Raw genomic sequence first — 24,154 nt, forward strand, 5'->3', positions numbered from 1 at the left:
GGGGGCAACGGCTGCAATTGCAGATGAATTCGGGCCTGATGGTGCGGCGGCTTCGCGGCTTACGCCGCTCCTACAGACCTTGCAACCGCGAACGACTCAGCGCAGCGCCTGCAGCACCTGCTCCACCATCGCCGGCACGCTGTCCGTATCGGCCCGCAGGTGCAGCTCGGGGTTCTCCGGTGCTTCATACGGCGAATCGATGCCGGTGAAATTTGGAATCTGCCCGGCACGGGCCTTGCGGTACAGGCCCTTCACATCGCGGGCTTCGGCCACGGCCAGCGGCACATCAACGAAGACCTCGATGAACTCGCCAGCGTCGAAGCGTTCACGCGCCATCTGTCGCTCGGCGCGGAAGGGCGAGATGAAGCTGACCAGCACCACCAATCCGGCATCGGCCATCAAACGGGCCACTTCGGCGACGCGACGAATGTTCTCCACGCGGTCCTCGTCGGTGAAGCCCAGGTCCCGGTTCAAGCCATGACGGACGTTGTCACCGTCCAGCAGGAAGGTATGCACGCCCTGCGCATGCAGGCGCTTCTCGACCTGGTTGGCGACGGTGGACTTGCCCGCGCCGGACAGGCCGGTGAACCACAGCACCTTGGGCTGCTGGCCCTTGATACGTGCTCGTGCAGCCTTGTCCACGTCCAGATGCTGCCAATGCACATTGCCCGCGCGGCGCAGGGCGAAGTCCAGGGTGCCGGCGGCGACGGTGGCATTGGTCTGGCGGTCGATCAGGATGAAGCCGCCCAAGGCCCGGTTCTGCGCATATGGGGCGAAGGCCACCGGCTCGTCCAGCGACAGGTTGCAGTAACCCACCTCATTCAGCTCGAGGCGTTTGGCCGCCAGACGCTCTTGCGTATTCACGTCAACGCGGTGCTTGATCTCGCTGATGCTGGCCGCCACGGTGCGGCTGCCGATCTGCAGCCAATAAGGCCGACCCGGCAGCAACGCTGCATCGTCCATCCACAACACGTGCGCAGCGAACTGGTCGGCCACCTCCGGCGGATCACCGGCGGCGGCGATCACGTCGCCTCGGCTGACATCGACTTCGTCGTCCAGGGTCAGCGTCACCGCCTGCCCGGTCGCGGCGACCGACAGCGGACCATCCGGGCCCAGCACCTGCTTGACCGTGGAGCGACGCGCCGAGGGCAACACCACCACTTGATCGCCCACGCGCACCTGACCGGCGGCAATGGTGCCAGCAAACCCACGGAAGTCCTGGTTGGGTCGATTGACCCATTGCACCGGCAGGCGTAGCCCACTGGCGGCGTCATGCGCGCTCAGCTCAACCGTATCCAGGTGCTCGATCAGGCTGGGACCGCTATACCAAGGCATCGCCGACGAACGCGTGGACAGGTTCTGTCCTTCCAGCGCCGACAACGGAATCGCCTGGACGTTGGCAATGCCCAACTGCGCCGCAAGCATCTGGTAGTCGGCGACGATGCGCTCGAACACCGCCTGGTCGTAGTCGACCAGATCCATCTTGTTCACCGCCAGCACCACCTGGCCGATGCCCAGCAGCGAGATGATGTAGCTATGCCTATGCGTCTGCGTCAGCAGGCCCTTGCGCGCATCCACCAGCACCACTGCCACATCGGCAGTGGAGGCGCCGGTGGCCATATTGCGCGTGTACTGCTCGTGGCCGGGGCAATCGGCGACGATGTACTTGCGGCGGTCGGTATCGAAGTAGCGGTAGGCCACATCGATGGTGATGCCCTGCTCTCGCTCGGCTGCCAGCCCATCGAGCAGCAATGCGTAATCGATGCGCTCGCCCTGGGTGCCATGGCGACGGCTGTCTGCTTCCAGCGCGGACAGCTGGTCATCGAACAAGCGCTTGCTTTCGTACAACAGCCGCCCGATCAGGGTGCTCTTGCCGTCGTCGACGCTGCCGCAGGTAATGAAGCGCAGCAGCGGCTTGGTTTCGTGGATTTTGAGGTAGGCGGCGATGTCGGAAGAAGTGGTCACGGCGCTCATCAGAAATACCCTTCCAACTTCTTCTTCTCCATCGATGCAGACTGGTCGTGGTCGATCAAGCGGCCTTGGCGCTCGGAACTGGTGGAGACCAGCATTTCGGCGATGATCTTCTCCAGTGTGTCGGCTTCGGACTCGATTGCGCCGGTCAGCGGATAGCAGCCCAGCGTGCGGAAACGCACCTTGCGCAGCTGTGGCACTTCGCCAGGATGCAGCGGCAGGCGCTCGTCATCGACCATGATCAGGCTGCCATCGCGCTCGACGACAGGTCGCTCAGCCGCCAGGTATAGCGGCACCACCGGGATCTTCTCGCGGTAGATGTAGAGCCAGATATCCAGTTCGGTCCAGTTGGACAGCGGGAACACGCGCACGCTCTCGCCCTGATGGATGCGGGCGTTGTACAGGTTCCACAGTTCAGGGCGTTGGTTCTTCGGGTCCCAGCGGTGGCGGTCGTTGCGGAACGAGAACACCCGCTCCTTGGCCCGTGACTTCTCTTCGTCGCGGCGTGCGCCACCGATGGCGGCATCGAACTTCCACTTGTCCAAGGCCTGCTTCAGCCCCTGGGTCTTCATCACATCGGTATGCACGCTGGGACCGTGGCTGACCGGGCCGATGTCACGGGCGATGCCATCCGGGTTGATATGCACGCGCAGCTCGGTGCCGGTTTCGGCTACCCGACGGTCGCGGAAGGCGATCATCTCGCGGAACTTCCAGCGGGTGTCCACATGCAGCAGCGGGATCGGCGGTACGCCCGGCGCGAACGCCTTCATCAGCAGATGCAGCAAGACCGAGCTGTCCTTGCCCACCGAGTACAGCAGCACCGGGTTGTCAAAGGCGGCAGCGACTTCACGCAGGATATGAATGCTTTCGGCTTCCAGTCGGTCCAGATGAGACATCGGTACATTAACAGTCATTTCGGATTGCAATTTAAAGAGGAGTGGATAATTGGCAATGAAGGGTAGCAGTGAAATAGCGCCAAACCTGAACCGGATAGGCACTATATGAGCATCACTAAAGGCAAGCGAAATAAACCCAGGGCATGAAGCGATAACCGCTGCTCCTTTCCCCTGCTGGCGCGCTGTACCTAGCATCGGTCATCCCTACCTAGACCGGAATGGAAATGACCGCCGCCGCCACCGTGCCACCCAGCCCCTTGCCTGAAGACCGCAGGGTCTTGCTGACGCGACTGGTGGACGGCTTGGATGGAAACAGCCTGTGGTGGCTGTCCGGGTTTGCCGCCGGGTTGGCGCAGGGTACCTCTCCCACTGCCCTTACCGTCATCCCCGGCGGCCAAGCCGCACAGCCAGCGCAGACCCGCCTGACCGTGGTCTATGGCAGCCAGACCGGCAACGCCCGCCGCGCTGCGGAACAACTGGCCGCCGAGGCAGAAGCCGCAGGCCTGCCAGTGCGGGTGGTCCGCGCCGATGCCTACGCTACCCGCGAGTTGGCCAATGAACGCCTGCTCTATATCGTCATCAGCACCCAGGGCGAAGGCGATCCGCCGGACGACGCGATCGGCCTGGTCGAGTTCATCGCCGGCAAACGTGCGCCCAAGCTGCCGGAACTGAAGTACGCCGTGCTCGGCCTGGGCGACTCCAGCTACGTGGAGTTCTGCGGCATCGCCCGCAAGCTGGACAGCCGCCTGACCGAGTTGGGTGCCACCCGCCTGCAGCCGGTCGGCGAGGCGGACCTGGATATCGACGTAGTCGCCACGCCGTGGCAGGCGCAGGCACTGGCCAATGCGCGCGAGGTGATCGGCGAGACCGTGGTTGCCGCGCCCAGCAATGTCACCCCGCTGCGCCATGCCGGCGCCTGGACCGCCCAACATCCATTCAGCGCCGAACTACTGTCGCGCCAGGTGATCAGTGGCCGTGACTTCAAGGGCCCGGCCTATGCCAGCTACGGCAACGCAGCCAAGTCCGTGCATCACCTTGAGCTGTCGCTGGAAGGCAGCGGCCTGCACTACGAACCCGGCGACGCGCTCGGCATCGTGCACCGTAACCCGGCCGAGCTGGTCGAGGCGGTGCTGGATGTCACCGACCTGGATGGCGCGCTGCAGGTCGAGCACGACGGCCACAGCCGGCCGCTGGCGCAATGGCTGGGCGAACACCGCGAGCTGACCCGCATCTCGCGCCCGCTGCTGGCTTCGGTGGCTGAGCGCAGTGCGCATCCTGAACTTGCACGCCTGCTCGATCCGGCACAGAAGAGCGAGCTTGCCTCGGTATTCGAAGACCATCAGCTGGTCGACGTGCTGCGCCGCTGGCCGGCCGAGTGGAATGCCGAAGCCCTGCTCGGCACCCTGCGCCCCGCCACGCACCGCCTGTATTCCATCGCCTCCAGCCGCAAGCGCGTTGGCGAAGAAGTTCACCTGACCGTCGACGAACTGCGTTATCACGCGCATGGCAGCGAGCACGTTGGGGCCGCCAGCGGCTTCCTGAGTGCACTGGAAGAAGGTGCGCAGCTGCCGGTCTACATCGAAGCCAACGAACGCTTCCGGGTACCAGCCGACGGCAGCCACGACATCATCATGATCGGCCCCGGCACCGGCGTTGCCCCGTTCCGCGGCTTCGTGCAGGAGCGCGCGGAGATCGGCGCCACCGGCCGCAACTGGCTGTTCTTCGGCGCGCGCCATTTCAACACCGATTTCCTCTACCAGACCGAGTGGCAGGATGCGCTGCGCCGCAAGGAACTGGATCGCCTGGACCTGGCGTTCTCGCGCGACCAGGCCGACAAGATCTACGTGCAGCAGCGCCTGCGTACCCGCGGCCGTGACCTGTACGACTGGCTGCAGAACGGCGCGCACCTGTATGTATGCGGCGCCATCACCATGGGCAAGGACGTGCATGCAGCGTTGCTGGATGTACTACGCGAACACGGCGGGCTGGATGAAGACGATGCCCGCGACTATCTGACTCGACTGCACACGGAGGGGCGCTATGGACGGGATGTGTATTGAGGCTTGAACGCTGCGATCTGATCCAGCGCCGGCTTCGCGACTTACGCCGCTCCTACAACCCCGACTCCTGACAGCGAACAGAATGAGCACCCACTCCGTTGAAAACATCAAGGCTGACAGCAACCGCCTGCGCGGCTCCTTGCTGGAAAGCCTGGCCGACCCGGTCACCGGCGCGTTGCGCGAAGACGACCAGACCCTGATCAAGTACCACGGCAGCTACCAGCAGGACGACCGCGACGTGCGCGATGAGCGCCGCCGGCAGAAACTCGAGCCGGCCTACCAGTTCATGATCCGCACCCGCACCCCGGGCGGCGTGATCAGCCCGGAGCAGTGGCTGAAACTGGACAGCATCGCCACCCGCTACGGCAACCATTCGCTACGTATCACCACCCGCCAGGCCTTCCAGTTCCACGGCGTGATCAAGCGCGAGTTGAAAGCGACCATGCAGGCGATCAATGCGGCATTGATCGACACCCTGGCGGCTTGCGGTGACGTCAACCGCAACGTGCTGGTCGCCGCCAACCCCTTGCTCTCCAGCGCGCATGCCACGCTATATGCCGATGCCGCACGCACCTCCGAGCACCTGCTGCCCAATACCCGCGCCTACTACGAAATCTGGCTGGACGAAGAACGTGTGGCCGGCAGCGGCGCCGAGGAAGAGCCGATCTACGGCGAGCGCTACCTGCCGCGCAAGTTCAAGATCGGCTTCGCACTGCCGCCGCTCAACGACGTCGACGTCTATGCCAACGACCTGGGCTTCATCGGCGTGCTCGATGATGCCGGCGAGCTGCTTGGCTATGACGTGACCATCGGCGGCGGCATGGGTGCCACCCACGGCGATGCCGAGACCTATCCGCGCATCGCCAACAGCGTCGGCTTCATTCCGCGCGAGGCACTGCTGGATGTGGCCACCGCAACCGTCACCACCCAGCGCGACCTTGGCAACCGCGACCTGCGGAAGCGCGCACGCTTCAAGTACACCATCGATGACCACGGCCTGGACACGGTGGTTTCCGAAATCGAACGTCGCGCCGGCATCCGCTTCGCACCATCGCGTGCTGCTCCGTTTGACCACAGTGGCGACCGCTACGGCTGGGTCGAAGGCGACGATGGCCGTTGGCACCTGACCCTGTCGCTGCAGGCCGGACGTATCGCCGATGTGGCCGGTGCCCCGCACCTGACCGCCCTGCGCGAAATCGCCCGCATTCTCGACGGCGAGTTCCGCATGACCGGCAACCAGAATCTGGTCATCGCCGGCGTACCGGCACAGCAGCGCGCACAGATCGATGCCATCGTGCAAAGCGCCGGGCTGGACATCGGCAATCGCGCGCCGACCGCGCTGGCACGTGCCGCGATTGCCTGCGTCGCACTACCCACCTGCGGACTGGCAATGGCCGAGGCCGAACGCTACCTGCCCGACTTCAGCGCCAAGCTGCAGCCGCTGCTGGAACAGCATCAGCTGGCCGACGCACCGATCCTGCTGCGCATCTCCGGTTGCCCGAACGGCTGCTCACGCCCCTACCTCGGCGAGATCGCCCTGGTTGGCAAGGCACCGGGCCGCTACAACCTGATGCTCGGCGCCGACCACCGCGGCCAGCGCTTGAACACGTTGTACCGCGAGAACATCACCGAGCCGGAGATCCTCGATGCATTGGCGCCGCTGTTCGCCCGCTATTCCGGCGAGCGCGACGGCAGCGAAGGCTTCGGTGATTTCCTGCACCGGGCCGGCATCGTCAATCTCCCCACCTACCCCACCCACCGCCAGATATCCGTGGAACTGCAAGCATGAGCGCCCTGCCCAAAACCTCCAACACTCCGTCGGTTGCCCTGCCTGACGACCTGGGCCCGCTCAATACCCTGCTCGATTCGATGGATGCGCAGCAGCGCGTCGAATGGGCACTGCAGAATGCACCCGGCGCGCATGTGCTGTCGTCGAGCTTCGGCGCGCAGTCGGCGGTGACCCTGCATCTGCTCAGCAGCCAGCATCCGGACATCCCGGTCATCCTTATTGATACCGGCTACCTGTTCCCGGAGACCTACCGCTTCGCCGACGAATTGACCGACCGGCTCAAGCTCAATCTCAAGGTCTACCGGCCGCAGGTCAGTCGCGCATGGATGGAGGCGCGCCATGGCCGCTTGTGGGAACAGGGCGTCGTCGGCATCGAGCAGTACAACAACCTGCGCAAGGTCGAGCCGATGAAGCGGGCGCTGGACGATCTGCAGGTAGGCACCTGGTTCACCGGCCTGCGCCGCAGCCAATCCGCCAGCCGCGCCAATACACCGGTGCTGCAGCGTCGTGGCGAGCGCTACAAGGTCAATCCGATTGCCGACTGGAATGACCGCGATGTGTGGAAGTACCTGCAGGAACACCAGCTGCCCTACCACCCGCTATGGGAACAAGGCTACGTCTCGATCGGCGACTTCCACACCACCCGCCGCTGGGAACCGGGCATGCGCGAGGAAGACACGCGCTTCTTCGGCCTGAAGCGCGAATGCGGCCTGCACGAAGAGATTTGAGCAAAGCCATGTAGTGCCGAGCCACGCTCGGCAGAGGCTTCACCGATAACGCCCAAACGCAGCACCGCTGCGCACGGCAAAAGCCGCCCTCACCCCAACCCCTCTCCCGCAAGCGGGAGAGGGGCAAGTCCTGTAGTGCCGAGCCATGCTCGGCAGAGGCTTCACCGGTAAAGCCCCAGCGCAGCACCGCTGCGCACTGCAAAAGCCGCCCTCCCCCCCCTCTCCCGCAAGCGGGAGAGGGGCAAATCCCGTAGTGCCGAGCCATGCTCGGCAGAGGCCTCACCGGTAAAGCCCCAGCGCAGCACCGCTGCGCACTGCAAAAGCTGCCCTCACCCCAACCCCTCTCCCGCAAGCGGGAGAGGGGCAAGTCCTGTAGTGCCGAGCCATGCTCGGCGGAGGCTTCACCGGTAAAGCCCCAGCGCAGCATGGCTGCGCTCTACCAATCCTGCATTTCACCGTCAGCGGTGAATGTCGAGACTCAATACCGATAGTCCAGCTTCAACCAGAACGACCGCCCGGGCTCATTGATCCGCACCGGGTCTGCCGGAAAGCCGAAATCCGCACTGCCGGCCAGATTCAGATGCTCGGCATAGGCACGATCGAACAGATTGTCGACACCAACGCTGGCCCGCAGACTGTCGTTGATCCGATAGGCACCGTTGAGTGACAAGGTCGCAAAGCCTGCACTCGGCCCCAGATCCCGCGCCACCACATTGCCCTCATCCTGGGCTACCCGGCTCTGCCGGCTGACAGCTCGGAACAAGGCCCCCACCGACCAGCGTGCCTGCTCATAAGATGCCGAGAAGCGCCCCTCCAACGGTGGAATCTGCGGCAAGGGTCGGTTTTCGCTACGGTTCTCACCCCAGGCATAGGCCAGCGTGCTGCCCAGCTTCCATGCCTGCGTCGGCCGCCATTCCAAACCGGCCTCGGCACCGGCAATGCGTGCATCCACATTGCTGGCCTGGGTGCTGCTGCCCATCATGCCGCCGCTGCGGTACTGGAACAGGATGTAGTCCTGCAGGCGTCCGGCATAGGCCGACACCCATGCATCGAGCTTTTCGCTGCGGAACTGCAGCCCCAGATCCAACTGCGTGGTCTGCTCCGGCTTCACTCCCGAGAACGCGTTGATGCTGCCGGTTGGTCCAGCGTCGGCCGAGAACAGTTCCCAGTAATCAGGCATGCGCTCGCTGTGACCGATGCCGGCATACCAGGTCCAGGCCTTGCCATGGTCGCGCTCGTAGCGCAGGAAGCCGCTGCCCAGGTCCTCCTTGCGCCGCTGCCCGGCGGTGGGATTGGGCATGCCCATCATGCCGGTCGTAGTGCGCTTGTCTTCCACCTCGGCCCTGTCCAGACGCAGACCACTGATCCAACGCTGCGCCGTTCCCTCGCCCAAGGTCAGCTCGGTGAACACGCCCTGGCTGCTGAAGTCCGCATCGCGCTTCCACGGCGATTGCTTCCAGGTGTTGCGTCCCATGCCACTGCGGCTGCGATGGCGACTTTCCTGCGCATCGACACCGGCGACGACTGCCACCTCCTGCCAGCGCCACTCACTGCTGACGCGGCCGCCAGTCGTACGCCGCTCCACGTTCGCAGCCATTGGCATCGGCATGCTGCTGTCCGGGTTGGGCGTGCGCAGGGTGTAGTTGTCCATCAAATGATCTGCATTGTTGTAATACAGATTGGCCTGCAGCTTGTCCCAGGCACCCGGCAGGTTGTCGCGTTCAAAACGCAGGCCATAGCTGTCGCGTTTGAACGCTGCACCGTCCATGCCACGCCCCGCGTAACGCGCAATCGCGTCGCCAGTGCCGGCGCTGATCTCCAGCACAGTATCGGCGTCCGGAGTCCAACCGATGGCTGCATCGGCGTTCCACTTGCGCCAGCGCGACGGCACCACATCACCATTGCCATCACTGTAATCATCAGACTCGGAGCGGTTGCCGTTGACCCGCACATAGCCCGGTGTGCTGCCGAAACTGGCATCGAGCATCTGGTCATTGCGGTTATTGGAACCGGCCAATGCGCTGGCTTTCAGCTCCATGCCCGGACTGTCGAAGCGCGGCGTCTCGCGCTCGAAGCGCACCGTGCCAGCGGAGGCACCGGCGCCCCAGCGCACGCTTTGCGGGCCCTTGATGACGGTCAGGCGGTCATAGGTTTCCGGCGCGATGTAGGACAAGGGGTTGTCCATCCGCGACGGACAGGCGCCGATCATCGTGCCGTCATTACTGAGGATGTTCAGTCGCGAACCGGACATGCCGCGCAGCACGGGGTCGCCGTTGGTCCCGCCATTACGGATCGCCGAGAAACCCGGCACGGTCTTGAGGTAATCGGCGCCGTCGCTGGCAGGCACAGGCTGCCGCGGCAGATGTGGATCGGTAACCCATTGCAGCGGCGAGGACGGCGCCGCGGCGGTGACCACCAAGGTATCCAGGGTTCGGGTCAGATCACGCTCGGCAGCAACCGCGAGATGGGGGAACAGCGCCATGCAGACACAGACGGACAGGCACGCGGGCGCACCCGGCGTGCGGGAAAGGAATTTCATTTGCTTCTCCAATACGACACAGCCACGTGCTACCCGGGGGCAGCGCGCGGCAAACAGGAAAGGTGGCGTTATCTGGAGAGCACCGGCGGCCCACGCGGTGGATGCGCCGGCCAGCGCAGGCTGGCAGGCCGAAGCGTTTTGCGGGGAGATTGTGGCGCAAGCCGATACAGCAGCGGTGCCAGTACCAGGATCACCGCCAGCCATGGCAGCAGGCGCGATGCCATGGTGCAGTAATCGCAGGCCTCGCCGTGGGCAGCGTGGGGGTCGGCCGGCATCGAAGCAGGCTTCACCTCTGTCGCTGCAAGCGCAGGAGCTGCATGCGACATGTGCTGCATGTCGTGGTGGCCTGCATGCGGATCGACCGGCATCTGCATCGCAGCCTCATGCGCCGCATGATCCATTGCACTCATCGGCAGCTGCTGCGATTGCAGCCAGCGGCTGACCACCGGCGCCACTGCCATCAACAAGGCAGCGGCAAAGGCCAGCAGGAGCACAAAGGATTGGAAGCGAAGCGAGCGCATGACTCGCCCATTTTATCGGCATGGCAATAATGGGGTCGCCACACAGGGTGCGACCGTTTGCCGCATGACCGCCGCCCTGTAGTGCCGAGCCATGCTCGGCAGAAGCCTTCCAAGCAACGGATCAGCACAACAGCTGCTGTAGGAGCGGCGTAAGCCGCGAAGCTGACATCAATGGAATCGCAGGCATTGCTGCATTCGGATGCATCATCAGCTTCGCGGCTTACGCCGCTCCTACAAGATCCTGCGCGGTCTACGAGGAAAGCCTCTGCCGAGCATGGCTCGGCACTACCGGTGATCTGCTTCGCTTAAACCGTAATCGTCTGCGTCAACGATTCCCAGGTCGGCGGCAGCGGCCAATCGGCCTGCTGGTTGCCGTCCAACACGCGGCGCAGATCGCGCTTGTCTATCTGCGGTGCAAGCACGTGCACCAGCTCCAGAGCGTAATCGCGCAATACGCGATCGCGCGGCAATACCGCCCATGCGATGCACTCGGGGATTGATGCCGGTGCCGGCCAGGCGCGCAGGTCGGTGTCGTTGGCGCTTACCGCCATTTCCGCGAGCAGGCCAACACCCAGACCGGTGCGCACGTATGTCTTGATCAGGTCCGCATCCAGCGCGGTCAAGGTCAGGTCCGGCTCCAGATCAAGCGCGGCAAACGCGCGTCGCAGCGATGAACTGGTGCGGGTGGAGGATTCATAGCTGATCAGCGGGTGGCTCGCCAATGCCGCCATGTCCGGCGTCACTCCGGCGCGGTCCAGCGGATGGCCCTTGGGCACCAGCACCAGCCGACGCCAGCGGTACAAGGGCACGGCAATACCGGTGCTCGGCTCGCCACCTGCGGTGCTGATGATGGCGATATCCGCGTCGCCCTGGCTCAGCAGATCCAGTGCATCGCTTTCAGCAGCCTGCTGCAGATGCACGCTCACCTGCGGGTAGGCCAACTTGATGCGCGCAACCGCAGGCGGCAATACGAAACGTGCCTGCGTGTGGGTGGTGGTCAGGATCAGCTGGCCGTGGCTCTCACGACGTTGGTTGGCTGCGTAGGTGCGGATGTTGTTCGCTTCCGCCAACACGCTGCGCGCGCGGTTGATCACTTCCTCGCCGGCCGGCGTCACCGATTCCAGGCTTCTGCCCTTGCGCACGAACAACAGGAAACCCAACTCGTCTTCAAGTTGTTTGAGTTGCTTGGATAACCCCGGCTGGGTGGCATGCACCCGCGTCGCGGCGAGCGTGATGTTCAGCTCGGCATCGGCAATGGCAACGAGGTAACGCAGTTGGGTAAGTGTCATCGCAGTGTTGGTAAGAGATCTTCAGTAAGGAACTGTGAAGAATGTAGGCCAAAACGCTCCCGATACTTATAACCTAAAGTTATCTGACATGGGGCGCTTTTCATTTCCGGCCCCGCAGGGCTGGCGATACGGTCACGGACCTTACTCCGACTACCGCCGCCACCGCCTTGGACAGCCCCTTGTTCCCCCTGTTTGCCGACCTGAAAGCTCGGGCGGTGTTGGTCGTCGGCGGGGGCGCGGTGGCCGAGCGCAAAACCGATGCGTTGCTGCGCGCAGGTGCCCTGCCACAGGTTGGTGCGCCGTCGCTGAGCCCTGCGCTGCAGATTCTGGCGGACGGTGGTCGTATCCAGTGGCTGAAGGGACAGTTCGATCCGGCATGGCTGGATCAATCGGTCTGGCTGGTGATTGCCGCAACCGACGACAACGCCATCAATCGCGCCGTCGCCGAGGCCGCCGAAGCGCGGCGGCTGTTCGTCAATGTGGTGGACGACGCTGCGTTGTCCGGTTTCCACGTGCCTGCGGTGGTCGAGCGCGGCCCGCTGCAGATAGCGATTTCCAGTGGCGGTGGTGCGCCAATGGTGGCGCGCCATGTGCGCCGCCAGATCGAGGAGCGGTTTGATCAGGCCTGGGGCCAATTGGCGCAGTTGGTAAGCCGCAAGCGCGGATTGATACGCGAGCGCTTCCCTGAGCTGGCCGCGCGCCGCCGCTTCTTCGATCGCTTGATCGAGGGGCCGTTGCTCGGCCTGCTGCGCTCACGCCAGTCGATCGCGGCCGAAACCCAGCTATTGCTGGACCTCGCGGCCGAAGCACCGGTTCATCCCGGCTCGGTGGTGCTGGTTGGCGCCGGCTCGGGCGATCCCGGCCTGCTCACCCTCAACGCGTTGCGTGCACTTAATCAGGCCGATGTGATCCTGCATGATCGCCTGGTCAGCGCCGAGGTGCTGCAGCTTGCGCGCCGCGATGCCGACTTCATCGAAGTGGGCAAATCCGCGCAGGGCCGCAGCACTGCACAGGAACATATCCATGCGCTGATGCTTGAGCATGCCCGCGCTGGCAAGCGCGTGGTGCGGCTCAAGGGCGGCGATGCCTTCGTGTTCGGCCGTGGCGGCGAAGAACTGCAGTTCCTGCGCAGCCATGGCATCGCCTTCGAAGTTGTGCCCGGCATCACCGCCGCGCTGGCCTGCGCGGCTTACGCCGGCATTCCCCTCACCCATCGTGACCACGCCCAGCAGTTGCGGCTGGTGACCGCACACTGCAAGGACTCGCTGGACACGCTGGATTGGCCCGCGCTGGCAGAGCCGCGACAGACCCTGGTGTTCTACATGGGCGTGGCCGCATTGGCGCAGATCCGCAGCCACCTGCTAGCCGCGGGAATGTCGGCCAGTACCCCATTCGCCCTGATCGAAAATGGCTCGCGTGCCGAGCAGCGGGTGGTCAGCGGGCAACTGCGCCAGCTGCCGGATGCTGCCGCCCAGCACCAGGTGAAGTCCCCTGCCCTGCTGGTGCTCGGCGAGGTGGCGGCGCTGGCCGATGAACTGCATTGGTTCGGCGCTGCGCCGCTGCACGCAACGCCTACTGTTTCCTCACTTTCCGCAAAGACGGCACCGCCCACACTGGCCGACGCCGCCTGACCACCTCCCCGGAGACTTCAATGGCCCTGTACAACAGCATCCTGGACACCATCGGCAATACCCCGGTGGTCAAACTCAACCGCCTGGCCCCAGCCGGCGTCGATATCTACGTCAAAGTCGAGTCGTTCAACCCGGCCGGTTCGGTCAAGGACCGTCTGGCCCTGGCCATCATCCTCGACGCCGAGAAGAAGGGCCTGCTCAAGCCCGGCGACACCATCGTCGAAGCCACCTCCGGCAACACCGGCGTGGCCCTGGCTATGGTCGCCGCCGCGCGTGGCTACAAGTTCGTCGCCACGATGGTGGAAACCTTCTCCATCGAGCGCCGCAAGCTGATGCGCGCCTACGGTGCCAAGGTCATCCTGACCCCGGCCGCCGAGCGCGGCAGCGGCATGGTGCGCAAGGCCAAGGAGCTGGCCCAGCAGCACGGCTGGTTCCTGGCCAGCCAGTTCGCCAACCCGGCCAATCCGGCCTATCACCGGCAGACCACCGCCGCCGAGATCCTGCGCGACTTCGCCGGCAAGCGTCTGGACTACTTCGTCAGCGGCTGGGGCACCGGCGGCACCCTGACCGGCGTCGGCGAAGTGCTGAAGCTGGCCCGTCCGGAAACCCGCATCATCGCCACCGAACCGGCCGGCGCCGCCCTGCTGGCCGGCAAGGATTTCACCCCGCACAAGATCCAGGGCTGGACCCCGGACTTCATCCCGGAAGTGCTCAACCGCAACGTCTACGACCAGTTGCTGTCGATCCAGGACGAGCGTGCGATCGAGACCTCGCGCCGCCTGGCCGCCGAGGAAGGCATCTTCGTCGGCATCTCCTCCGGCGCCACGGTTGCCAGTGCGCTGGATGTGGCCGCCACTGCCGAAGCCGGCTCGGTAATCCTGGCGATGCTGCCCGATACCGGCGAGCGCTACTTCTCCACCCCGCTGTTCGCCGATGTGAACGACGGCTCCGACGACGACTGGCTGGCCGGCCTTCCGTAACCCCGGTTACTTAACCCGTCAGCAACGCGAAGGCCGCCTATGCGGCCTTCGTGCTTTTCTGTGCCCGTGAATCGCGCCGGATGAGACCGCATGGGTGCAGACTGCAGCTGTGTCCGGCGCGGCGGTGGCCGTCACATTTTTCTCATACATCGCAACGGAAGATCAGCGCCATGAACATTGAAGTCTGGCAGGGCGACATTACCGAACTGGCGGTCGACGTCATCGTCAACGCAGCCAATGAAACCCTGCTGGGCGGCGGCGGAGTGGACGGTGCAATCCATCGGGCCGCAGGCCCCGGCCTGCTGCGCGAATGCGAGCAGCTGCCCGAGCTGCGTGCCGGCGTGCGCTGCCCCACCGGCGAAGTGCGCGCCACTGGCGGCCACAATCTGCCAGCCCGGCATGTATTCCATACCGTCGGCCCGGTGTGGCGCGATGGTCGTCACGATGAAGCAGCGCTATTGGCCAATTGTTATTGGCAGTCGCTGCGTCTGGCCGAACAGATGGGTCTGGAATCGATCGCATTCCCGGCGATCAGCTGCGGCGTGTACGGCTACCCGCTGCACCAGGCGGCGGTAATTGCCGCAACCGAAACCATGACCTGGCAGAAGAGCCATGCGCGGCCTGTGCGGATCGTGCTGGTCGCTTACAACGCGGCGGCGTTCAAGATCTATCAGCAGGCCCTGGCCAGCGCTGGACCGGCGCAGGAGCAGGCGGGCTCTGTGCTGGCGTCGTTTGCGGGTGGGTTTGCGCCTGCGCATTGAGGTGTTTGGCTGTTCGAGCCGAGCAAAATCAAAACCTACCCCTCCCCAGCCCTCCCCTTCGCTACGCGAAAGGGAGGGGGCAAGAGCGGCTACCCGCGATCGGCCCGACCTGCATGACCAGCTCCCTCCCTTTGCCACAGGCAAGGGGAGGGTTGGGGAGGGGTAGCTCTTGGCAGCAAACCCATCACCCCAGCTCACCACCTACCCCGTAAACCCAGGCATCAAAAAACCCCTGCAGCGAACGGCCAGCAGCACGCTCCATCGCCTTCTGGAGATCCGCCGTCACCACCGACTTCCCGTCATTGGCCTGCGTGTATTGCCGCAGTCCGAGCCAGAACACCTCGTCACCAAGCTCCAGGCGCAAGCGGTGCAGCACATAGGCGCCCTTCCGGTAGACCACCGCACGGTCATCGGAGGTGGGCTTGTCCCAGTTCGGATATACCAACGCTCTATCAGCGCCCTTCGCGCGCAACGCCAGCAGCCGCTGCTCCCAGCCCTGCACCATCGCCTGATATACAGCTTCGCCCTGCGACTGCTGCAACCATGCAGCGGTCATGAAGTTGGCGAAACCTTCGTTGAGCCAGAAGTGCTCCCAGCCTGCACAGGTAACGCGATTCCCCCACCACTGATGTGCAGCCTCGTGTGCGATCAAGCTGGTCTGGGTCGCATCGGCAAGCACCTCCTGTCCGTAGGCCTCCGACATCAGCGATAGCCCTGCCATTTCCTGACCGATGGTGCGCTTGACCAAGGCCTGCCGATAGTCGCCCTGATAGGCCAGACCTGCGCGCTCTGCAAAGAAGTCCAACATGGCGCCGGTGTCGGCGAACAGTTGCCGCAGCTCGCCCTCTGAACGATCCAGCGCGTAGTAATGCAAGGTGTTGCCGGCATGCGTCTGCTGCACGTGCCGGTATGGCGCAGCGGCAAAGCCGTAGACGTAGCCCGGCATTGGTGTACGCAGCTGCCAGCGGTGCTCGATGCGGCCATCCGGCAATTGCCGCGACGGCAAGGCCTCGCCTACCGCAGCTGTCGTCAGATCCTTGGGCAGGCGCAATGCCAGCAGCAAGGTGGCGCGCTCGTCCGGCGCGTTGATCGACGGCATCCATTGATCGGTGGAGAAAACGGTGTAGACCTCGTTTCGCTCGGCAGCGAACTCCAGGCCGAAGCGCGGCTTGCCGTGGTAATGCAGGCGCACGCTGGTTTGCTCGCCGGCATTCAACGCTCGTGCAAGGCTGACGGTCAGTTTTCCATCTGCCAGTTGGAAGTCCACCGGCTTGCCATCGTGCGTGGCCGAGTCGACAACCAGCTCACCGCTGTCCAACGTCAGTTTCTGCATCGGAGCGAGTGCGTTGAACCGCACCAGGGTTTCGCCCTGCAGCTGGCCTGCTGCGATCTCCAGATCCAGGGTGGTCGCGTAGTGCTGGATATCGAAGCTGCGCGTTTCCGCAGCGAAGGCAGATACGGCGATGGTCGATGCAAACAGCCCAAGTGTGATTCTGCGATGCATCGGATCCTCCCTGATGGAAAACCCGATTGTAGGGCGCCGAGCATGTAGGAGCGGCGTAAGCCGCGAAGCTGGCAAGGCAACAGCCGCCAAGATGTTTGCAATTGCGGCCATCGCGGCAGTTTGTTTTGCATCAGCTTCGCGGCTTACGCCGCTCCTACAAAAACACTGCAAAACAAAACGCCGGCTGTTGGCCGGCGTTCTGTTCAACTCACGCAGGTTGGCCTATCAGCCTTCCCACTTGCCCTGTGCAGCCAGGCCGTTTTCCTTGGCACGCTCGAACACGGTCTTCTGTGCGGCAGCGTAGTTGCCCTTCATGTCCTTGGCCCACAGCTTCAGTGCAGCCTGCTGCATGGCGCGGCCGTAGGAGAAACTCAGCGGCCACGGCAGGGTGCCGACCTGGTTCATGGCGTTGAGGTGAGCGGTGGACTGCTCATCGCTCTGGCCACCGGACAGGAACACCACACCCGGCAGGATCGCCGGCACGGTCGACTTCAGGCACATCACGGTGGACTCGGCCACTTCCTCGACATCCACCTGCTCGTCGCAGGTCTTGCCCGGGATGACCATCGAGGCCTTCAGGATGGTCCCTTCCAGCACAACGTTCTGCTGGTACAGAGCGTCGAACAGCGAACGCAGGGTTGCTTCGGTGACTTCGTAGCAGGTCTCGATGTCGTGGTCGCCGTCCATGATCACTTCTGGCTCGACCATCGGCACCAGGCCGCATTCCTGGCACAGCGCGGCATAACGGGCCAGCGCATGGGCGTTGGACTCGATGCAGGTGCCCGACGGCATGCTTTCACCGATGTTGATCACCGCACGCCACTTGGCGAAACGCGCGCCCAGCTTGTAGTACTCCTGCAGGCGCTCGCGCAGGCCGTCCAGGCCTTCGGTCACCAGCTCACCGGGGCAGCCAGCCAGCGGGTGCGCACCCTTGTCGACCTTGATGCCCGGGATCATGCCGTTGTCGGCCATGTACTTGGCGAACGGCACGCCGTCCTTGGTCGACTGGCGGATGGTTTCGTCGTACAGGATCGCGCCGGAGATGTGCTCGTTGAGCTTCGGCGTGGTCAGCAGCAGCTCGCGGTAGGCACGACGGTTTTCTTCCGTGTTCTCGATGCCGACGCTTGCGAAGCGCTTGGCAATCGTACCGGTGGATTCGTCAATGGCGATGATGCCCTTGCCCGGGGCGACCATGGCCTGGGCGGTTTCAGCCAGCAGTTCGATGCTCATGAGGTTCCTGTGACAGCGTGCGGGAAAACCCGGATTATAGCCCGGCCCGCTCACCGGCTGGCTGCCCGCGAGGTCTGGAACCGGTTTCAGCCTGTCATGTCAGGACAAAACCTGTCCGCTCCGATCAGAAGATGACCGGAGCGGTGGCTTGTTGCTGGCGTCGCTTACAGGTCGCCCAGACCGCTGGCGCGGCCGTCGTTACCGACTTCCAGCAGGCGCAGGGTGTTGGTGGCGCCATGGGTTTCCATGTGCTCGCCACTGGTGAACACCACGCGATCACCCGCTTCCAGCAGGTTGGACTCGACCAGCAGACGGATGCTGCCACGTGCGGCTTCACGCGGGGTGAAGCCACGGCTGTCGAAATTGATCGGGAACACATCGCGCATCAGTGCCATCTGCCGGCGTGCACCGTCATGGCGGGTGACCGCGTAGATCGGCGACTTGGCGCGGAAGCGCGACAGGTAACGCGCGGTGCCACCGGATTCGGTCATCGCCACGATGGCGCGCACGCCCACGTGCTGGGACAGGAACATGGTGGCCATGGCGATGGCCTGGTCGGCGCGCTCCAGGTTGCGCGGCGAGGCGTTGAAGTCGGTCTCGGTCTGGAACTGGCGCTCCGCACCCAGGCAGATACGGGCCATCGCCTCGACCGCCTTGACCGGATAGGCACCTGCCGCGGTTTCGGCCGACAGCATCACCGCGTCGGTACCGTCGATGACCGAGTTGGCCACGTCCAGCACTTCGGCGCGGGTCGGGATCGGGCTTTCGACCATGGACTGCAGCATCTGCGTGGCGGTGATCACCACCTTGTTCTGCGCCAGCGAGGCCTTGATGATCTTCTTCTGCAGGCCCGGCAGTTCGGCGTCGCCGATTTCCACGCCCAGGTCGCCACGCGCCACCATCACCACATCGCTGGCGTCGACGATCTCTTCGAGGTTCTCGATGGCTTCGGTGCGTTCGATCTTGGACACCAGCGCGGCGTAGCAGCCATGCGACTCGGCGATGGCGCGCGCGTCGTTCATGTCCTGCGCGTTACGGCAGAACGAGACGGCGATGAAGTCGACGCCGATCTTGGCGACGATGCCGATCAGCTCTTTATCGCGCTCGGTCAGCGCGCCCAGCGACAGACCGCCGCCCTGCTTGTTCAAGCCCTTGCGGTCGGACAGCACGCCGTCATTGAGCACGGTGTTGATGATGCGCTCGCCCTGCACTTCCACCACCTGCAGCTGCATCAGGCCGTCGTCGAGCAACAGCACGTCACCCGGCGCCACGTCCTGCGGCAGGCCGAGATAGCTCACGCCCACCTGGCTGGTGTCACCGGCCGGTGCGGTGGCGCTGGCGATCAGGTCGAAACGGTCGCCAGCCTTCAACGAAATCTTGCCTTCGGCAAAACGTTCAATGCGGATCTTCGGGCCCGGCAGGTCGGCGAGGATGCCGACTTCCACGCCCACACGCTGGGCGGCGGCACGCACGTCGGCGGCACGCCTGGCCTGGCCGGACGGATCACCATGGGAGAAATTCAAACGCACAACGTTGACGCCGGCGCGGAACAGATCGTCCAGCACCCCTGGCGCGTCAGTTGCCGGCCCGAGGGTGGCGAGGATCTTGGTGCGGCGCTGACGTTCAATCATTGTGCGTGGTCTCCCTAATAGACCGCCGAAAGTAGCACATCCATTGCATGACAACGATGTCGCATACGATTTCATACGACACTTTCTGCTGTGTCCCAAAGACAGGCCAGACAGTCGATCTGGACATACCGCACGGTATGACAACGCGGGACCTATAGCTGCCTTGCATAGGTCGATAAGCCAAGGTGATAGCTCAGCACGCGGATGTTGCCGTTGCGTGTGGGATCGGGGAAAAGCTTTGCTGCTTCGCAGCAAGAAAAGTTGGCAGCGAAGACATGCCGAGGACATCGAGTGACAACTGGTGCGAGCATGGCACGAACGCCGAGGGCTTCCCCGAAAACCCTTCAGATCGCCATTCCCGCGCAGGCGGGCATGACGATCTGAAATTTTGCTGAGGCCTGTCCGCGTTGTGGCTCCGGATGCCGGAGCCACAAAACATCAAACCCATCAATCAACCGCGCAACACCGCCGCCAACTCATCCGGCGTAGCCGCCAGCGTGCCAGCCCCGGCAGCCTGCAACTCTTCGCGACCACCAAAGCCCCACAGCACGCCGACATTGCGCATGCCGTGGTGACGCGCGCCTTCGATGTCCATGCGGCGGTCGCCGATCATCCAGCACTGCGACGCCTGCAACGACAAACGCTGCAAGGCCTCGGCGATCAGCTCCGGCTTGTGGCTGCGCGAACCATCTTCGGTCGCCCCGATGATGTCCTCGAAGCAGCCACCAAACGGCAGGTGCTCGACGATACGCCGCGCATGCGGCTCGTTCTTGGCGGTGACCACGGCCAGCCGATGGCCGGCCGCGTGCAGGCCCCGCACGACATCACCGATACCGGCGTAGATGTCGTGCTCCTTCCAGCCGTGCACATCGAAACGCTCGCGGTACAACTCCACCGCCCGCTCCACGCGCAGGGCATCGCCAAACAAGGGCGTGAAGCTGGTACGCAGCGCCGGGCCGATCCACTTGCGCAGCTCGGCATCGCCCGGCACCGGATGCTCCATCTGTTCCAGTGCAAAAGCCACGCAGCGGGTGATGCCGACGGCCGAATCAATCAGCGTGCCGTCGAGATCGAAGAAGAAGACTTCGCGGCTCACTGGCCGCGAGCCTCCAACGCTGCCACCGCCGGCAAGGTCTTGCCTTCCAGGAATTCCAGGAACGCGCCGCCGCCGGTAGAGATATAGCTGACCTGCTTGGCGATGCCGTACTTGTCGACCGCGGCCAGGGTGTCGCCACCACCAGCAATCGAGAACGCATTGGAGCTGGCGATGGCCTTGGCCAGCGCTTCCGTACCCTTGCCGAACGCGTCGAACTCGAACACGCCAACCGGGCCGTTCCAGACCACGGTGCCGGCCTTGGCGATCAGTTCGGCGTACTGCGCGGCAGTCTGCGGGCCGATATCAAGAATCATGTCGTCGGCGCCGACGGCATCGACCGCCTTGACCGTGGCTGGCGCATCAGCGGCGAACGCCGGTGCCACCACCACGTCGGTCGGCAGCGGGATTTCAGCACCGCGCGCCTTGGCATCGGCATCGATCTTGCGCGCGGTATCCAGCAGATCGTTCTCGACCAGCGACTTGCCGACACCGTGGCCTTCGGCAGCGATGAAGGTGTTGGCGATGCCACCACCGACGATCAACTGGTCGACCTTGCTGACCAGGCTGGACAGCAGTTCCAGCTTGGTCGAGACCTTGGAGCCAGCCACGATCGCCAGCAGCGGGCGCGCCGGGTTGGCCAGCGCCTTGTCCAGCGCGTCCAGCTCGGCCATCAACAACGGGCCGCCTGCAGCAACCGGAGCGAAACGGATCACGCCATGGGTCGAGGCCTGCGCGCGGTGGGCGGTGCCAAAGGCGTCCATCACGAACACGTCGCACAGCGCGGCGTACTTCTGCGACAGCGCCTCGTCATCCTTGCCCTCGCCCACATTCATGCGGCAGTTCTCCAGCAACACGATCTGGCCCGGGGCCACGGCTACGCCGTCCACCCAGTCCTTGACCAGCGGTACGTCGACGCCCAGCAGCTCGGACAGGCGCTTGGCCACCGGTGCCAGCGAATCGGCCTCGCTCCACACGCCTTCCTTGGGACGGCCCAGGTGCGAGGTCACCAGCACGGCAGCGCCCTTCTCCAGCGCCAGCTTCAGGGTCGGCAGCGAGGCGGTGATGCGCTGCTCGGAGGTGATCTTGCCGCTCTCGTCGATCGGCACGTTCAGATCCTGGCGGATCAGTACGCGCTTGCCGGAAAGGTCGAGGTCGGTCATGCGAACGATGGACATGGCAGGATCAGCTCCGCAAAGATGGGGGGAAACCGCAATTCTCGCCCGCCCTGCCTGATGGGGCAAACCCAAGGTGCACCGGATGTCACCACGCCTGCCGCAACCCGAGCTGTCCAGCCCCCGCCTGCGCCTGCGCGAAGTCCGTGATAGCGACGCTGCAGCGCTGTTCTCCATTCATAGCGATGCACGGGTGATGCGCTACTGGAGCTACCCGGCCTGGACCGAGCTGAAGCAGGCCGAACAGAAGATCGCCGACATCCAGCGCCAGCGCCGCGAACTGGACATGCTGGTCTGGGCGATTGCCGACGCGGACACCGACCTGTTGATAGGCAGCAGCGCCATCTTCTACATGGATCTGGCACAGGCACGTGCCGAGGTCGGTTACAGCCTGCATCCCGACTGGCAGGGCCGCGGCCTGGCCAGCGAAGCCCTGCAGCTGGTACTTGGCTATGTGTTCAACGAATTGGGGCTGCGCCGTATCGAGGCCGACATCGACCCGCGCAACCTGCCCTCCTGCCGCCTGGTGGAGAGGTTCGGCTTCGTCCGCGAAGGCCTGCTCCGCGAGCGCTGGCATGTAAACGGCGAAATCTGCGACAGCGCCATCTACGGCCTGCTGCGCCAGGATTTCAAACTGTAGAGCCGAGCCATGCTCGGCTGGGGGCGTTACCAGCAACCCACACTACTTGTGGGAGCGGCGTAAGCCGCGAAGCTGGCAAGGCGACAACGCCCTGAGCCAACCGCAATCGCAGCCATCTCGCCTGTTTGCGTTGCACCAGCTTCGCGGCTCACGCCGCTCCCACAAGTGCATCGAGAAAGCCCCTGCCGAGCATCGCTCGGCACTACCGGTCACAACGGCAGGCGATGCACGATGAAGTTCACCACGTTCTCCATCGCTCCCGGATCAACATTGCTCAAACCGATCACCACGTAGCCCTGCTCAGGCAGCACCACCAGCGACGTATTCGCGCCGGGCGCGCCGCCTTCGTGCCCGTACTGGCGCTCCGCGCCCTTCCCACTGACCATGAAGCCATAGCCATACCAGGCTTTGTTGTTCTGCGGTGATGTGGCCAACGCCAATGACTCAGGCGATATCAGCCGACCTGCACGCAGTGCTTCGGCAAACTTCAGCATGTCCCCAATCGTGCTGTAGCCGCCACCAGCAGAAGTGCCTCTCCATGGCAGCGTTTTGGTTTCCTGCACCCACTTGCCGTCAACCTTGGCATAGGCGACCGCGCGCCCCGGAACAGCCACCGATTCTGGCTCCGAGCCAGTCGCACCCATTCCGGCAACACGAAAGATATGCTGATCCACGTAGTCGTAATACGACTGCCCGCTCACCGCTTCGATGATCGAGCCGAGCAGGATATAGCCGTAGTTTGAATAACCATCCTCACTGCCGGGAGTCGAGCTCGGCGGCGCGGCACTGGCGAGGCTCCAGTAGTCGTTCAATGTCCGCAACGATTGCGAACGCTTTTCGAATTCCTCGCCGAACACGTCACCCAGCCCGCTGGTGTGATTGAGCAGCTGGCGGATGCTGATGGCCCTGGCCACCTCCTGGTTCGGATAATTTTTCAGATGTGTGGTGATCGCGTCATCCAGCGACAATTTTCCCGCCTCCTGCAACTGCAGGATGGCCACCGCAGTGAACATCTTGTTCAAGGAGGCCAGCCGGAACCGGGTTGCTTCATCGACTCCAACAGCGCGCTCGCGATCTGCGGCGCCGCCATGCCAGGTCAACAGAACCTTGCCGTTCTTCGCCACCAGTAGTGCACCGGACAAGCTGTCGGCTGCACGCGCGGCATCCAGCCTTGCCCTGCCTGCAGCCAGAGCCTTTGTCTGTGACATCCGCTGTGGCGTGAACTCATCCGGCAGTTCCATCCCTTCAAGCTGCAGCCTGGTGACGTCAAACGGATCAGCAGGATCCATGTCCAGCGTTGCCAGCACGCCGCGATCGGTCATCTCCGAAAGCAAGATCAGCTGCGCGTTGTCCGCCGTGCTGGATTTGACTCCCAGCAATTTGAACGTGCCCAGTGATTGACGGATATCCAGAAAGCGTTGCGCCTCCTGCCCAACTTTGTAGTCGACCAGGAATGTCTGCAGCGCATCGCGCTCACCGCTGTTGTATGCCGCAAGCCATAGGCTGAGGACCTGCTCGGCATGTGCATCGGGCAAAGGCTGTCTGGCAGCGGCGACGGTCGAAAAGCCAAGCAGAACTGCAACCGCAAATGACTTCAAACGCATAAGCCAACCGATCCTTTCCATTGCCAGCAACACCGGTAGTGCCGACCATGCTCGGCAGGGGCATTACCGACACATCGCGACTGTAGAAGCGGCGTCAGCCGCGAAGCAGATG

General features: G+C 64.0%; 18 protein-coding genes. 7 read left to right on the forward strand and 11 right to left on the reverse strand.

What is annotated here, in order from left to right; all coding sequences use genetic code 11:
* Positions 1-96: 96 nt before the first annotated feature.
* Complete coding sequence (gene cysN / locus Q5Z11_RS15595; RefSeq protein WP_303747237.1) at positions 97-1,974, reverse strand: sulfate adenylyltransferase subunit CysN; 1,878 nt, start codon at positions 1,972-1,974, stop codon at positions 97-99.
* Complete coding sequence (gene cysD, locus Q5Z11_RS15600; protein ID WP_303747238.1) at positions 1,974-2,885, reverse strand: sulfate adenylyltransferase subunit CysD; 912 nt, start codon at positions 2,883-2,885, stop codon at positions 1,974-1,976. Before cysD ends, cysN begins: the two co-directional genes overlap by 1 nt.
* 206 nt (positions 2,886-3,091) lie before the next feature.
* On the opposite strand from cysD, the gene Q5Z11_RS15605 reads away from it, so the two are divergent.
* The 3 genes from Q5Z11_RS15605 to Q5Z11_RS15615 all read left to right on the forward strand — a co-directional run bounded on the left by Q5Z11_RS15605 (position 3,092) and on the right by Q5Z11_RS15615 (position 7,444).
* Positions 3,092-4,927 (forward strand): assimilatory sulfite reductase (NADPH) flavoprotein subunit, encoded by a 1,836-nt coding sequence (locus Q5Z11_RS15605; protein WP_303747239.1) that lies wholly within the window; start codon positions 3,092-3,094, stop codon positions 4,925-4,927.
* Positions 4,928-5,009: 82 nt separating this feature from the next.
* On the forward strand, positions 5,010-6,716 hold the full coding sequence (gene cysI, locus Q5Z11_RS15610; protein WP_303747240.1) for an assimilatory sulfite reductase (NADPH) hemoprotein subunit: 1,707 nt from the start codon (positions 5,010-5,012) through the stop codon (positions 6,714-6,716).
* Positions 6,713-7,444: a phosphoadenylyl-sulfate reductase gene (locus Q5Z11_RS15615; RefSeq protein WP_303747241.1), complete on the forward strand. Its 732-nt coding sequence runs from the start codon at positions 6,713-6,715 to the stop codon at positions 7,442-7,444. The genes cysI and Q5Z11_RS15615 overlap by 4 nt, the downstream gene beginning before the upstream one ends.
* A 478-nt stretch (positions 7,445-7,922) precedes the next feature.
* Here the strand turns inward: Q5Z11_RS15615 and Q5Z11_RS15620 are convergent, their stop codons facing one another.
* From Q5Z11_RS15620 to Q5Z11_RS15630, 3 genes are all read right to left on the reverse strand, one after another.
* Positions 7,923-9,983, reverse strand: coding sequence for a TonB-dependent copper receptor (locus tag Q5Z11_RS15620; protein WP_303747242.1), 2,061 nt, complete (start codon positions 9,981-9,983; stop codon positions 7,923-7,925).
* A gap of 68 nt (positions 9,984-10,051) precedes the next feature.
* Positions 10,052-10,504, reverse strand: a complete 453-nt coding sequence (locus tag Q5Z11_RS15625; RefSeq protein ID WP_303747243.1) for a hypothetical protein — start codon at positions 10,502-10,504, stop codon at positions 10,052-10,054.
* 305 nt (positions 10,505-10,809) lie between these two features.
* The gene (locus tag Q5Z11_RS15630) at positions 10,810-11,793 is read right to left on the reverse strand and encodes a LysR family transcriptional regulator (RefSeq protein WP_303747244.1); all 984 of its coding nucleotides are present in this window, start codon (positions 11,791-11,793) and stop codon (positions 10,810-10,812) included.
* Positions 11,794-11,972: 179 nt separating this feature from the next.
* On the opposite strand from Q5Z11_RS15630, the gene cysG reads away from it, so the two are divergent.
* From cysG to Q5Z11_RS15645, 3 genes are all read left to right on the forward strand, one after another.
* On the forward strand, positions 11,973-13,424 hold the full coding sequence (gene cysG / locus Q5Z11_RS15635; protein WP_405051614.1) for a siroheme synthase CysG: 1,452 nt from the start codon (positions 11,973-11,975) through the stop codon (positions 13,422-13,424).
* Positions 13,425-13,444: 20 nt separating this feature from the next.
* Entirely contained in the window at positions 13,445-14,404 is a 960-nt protein-coding gene (gene cysK / locus Q5Z11_RS15640) for a cysteine synthase A (protein WP_303747246.1), read from the forward strand.
* 170 nt (positions 14,405-14,574) lie between these two features.
* Positions 14,575-15,165: an O-acetyl-ADP-ribose deacetylase gene (locus Q5Z11_RS15645; RefSeq protein ID WP_303747247.1), complete on the forward strand. Its 591-nt coding sequence runs from the start codon at positions 14,575-14,577 to the stop codon at positions 15,163-15,165.
* A gap of 184 nt (positions 15,166-15,349) precedes the next feature.
* Here the strand turns inward: Q5Z11_RS15645 and Q5Z11_RS15650 are convergent, their stop codons facing one another.
* From Q5Z11_RS15650 to Q5Z11_RS15670, 5 genes are all read right to left on the reverse strand, one after another.
* Positions 15,350-16,669 carry a M1 family metallopeptidase gene (locus Q5Z11_RS15650; protein ID WP_303747248.1) on the reverse strand — a complete coding sequence of 440 codons (1,320 nt, stop codon included), beginning with the start codon at positions 16,667-16,669 and terminating at the stop codon, positions 15,350-15,352.
* Between the two features lie 225 nt (positions 16,670-16,894).
* Positions 16,895-17,899, reverse strand: coding sequence for a class I fructose-bisphosphate aldolase (locus tag Q5Z11_RS15655; protein ID WP_282271310.1), 1,005 nt, complete (start codon positions 17,897-17,899; stop codon positions 16,895-16,897).
* 164 nt (positions 17,900-18,063) lie between these two features.
* Positions 18,064-19,530 carry a pyruvate kinase gene (gene pyk, locus Q5Z11_RS15660; protein ID WP_303747249.1) on the reverse strand — a complete coding sequence of 489 codons (1,467 nt, stop codon included), beginning with the start codon at positions 19,528-19,530 and terminating at the stop codon, positions 18,064-18,066.
* A gap of 451 nt (positions 19,531-19,981) precedes the next feature.
* Positions 19,982-20,626 (reverse strand): HAD-IA family hydrolase, encoded by a 645-nt coding sequence (locus Q5Z11_RS15665; RefSeq protein WP_303747250.1) that lies wholly within the window; start codon positions 20,624-20,626, stop codon positions 19,982-19,984.
* Entirely contained in the window at positions 20,623-21,801 is a 1,179-nt protein-coding gene (locus tag Q5Z11_RS15670; protein WP_303747251.1) for a phosphoglycerate kinase, read from the reverse strand. The genes Q5Z11_RS15665 and Q5Z11_RS15670 overlap by 4 nt, the downstream gene beginning before the upstream one ends.
* 82 nt (positions 21,802-21,883) lie before the next feature.
* On the opposite strand from Q5Z11_RS15670, the gene Q5Z11_RS15675 reads away from it, so the two are divergent.
* A complete protein-coding gene (locus tag Q5Z11_RS15675) occupies positions 21,884-22,438 on the forward strand; it encodes a GNAT family N-acetyltransferase (RefSeq protein WP_303747252.1) in 555 nt (184 codons plus the stop codon).
* Positions 22,439-22,647: 209 nt separating this feature from the next.
* On the opposite strand, the gene Q5Z11_RS15680 is transcribed toward Q5Z11_RS15675, so the two are convergent.
* Positions 22,648-24,063 carry a serine hydrolase domain-containing protein gene (locus tag Q5Z11_RS15680; protein WP_303747253.1) on the reverse strand — a complete coding sequence of 472 codons (1,416 nt, stop codon included), beginning with the start codon at positions 24,061-24,063 and terminating at the stop codon, positions 22,648-22,650.
* Between the last annotated feature and the right edge of the window lie 91 nt (positions 24,064-24,154).

This window comes from Stenotrophomonas sp. 610A2 (assembly GCF_030549615.1).
In the GTDB taxonomy this organism is placed as follows: Bacteria; Pseudomonadota; Gammaproteobacteria; order Xanthomonadales; family Xanthomonadaceae; genus Stenotrophomonas; species Stenotrophomonas pigmentata.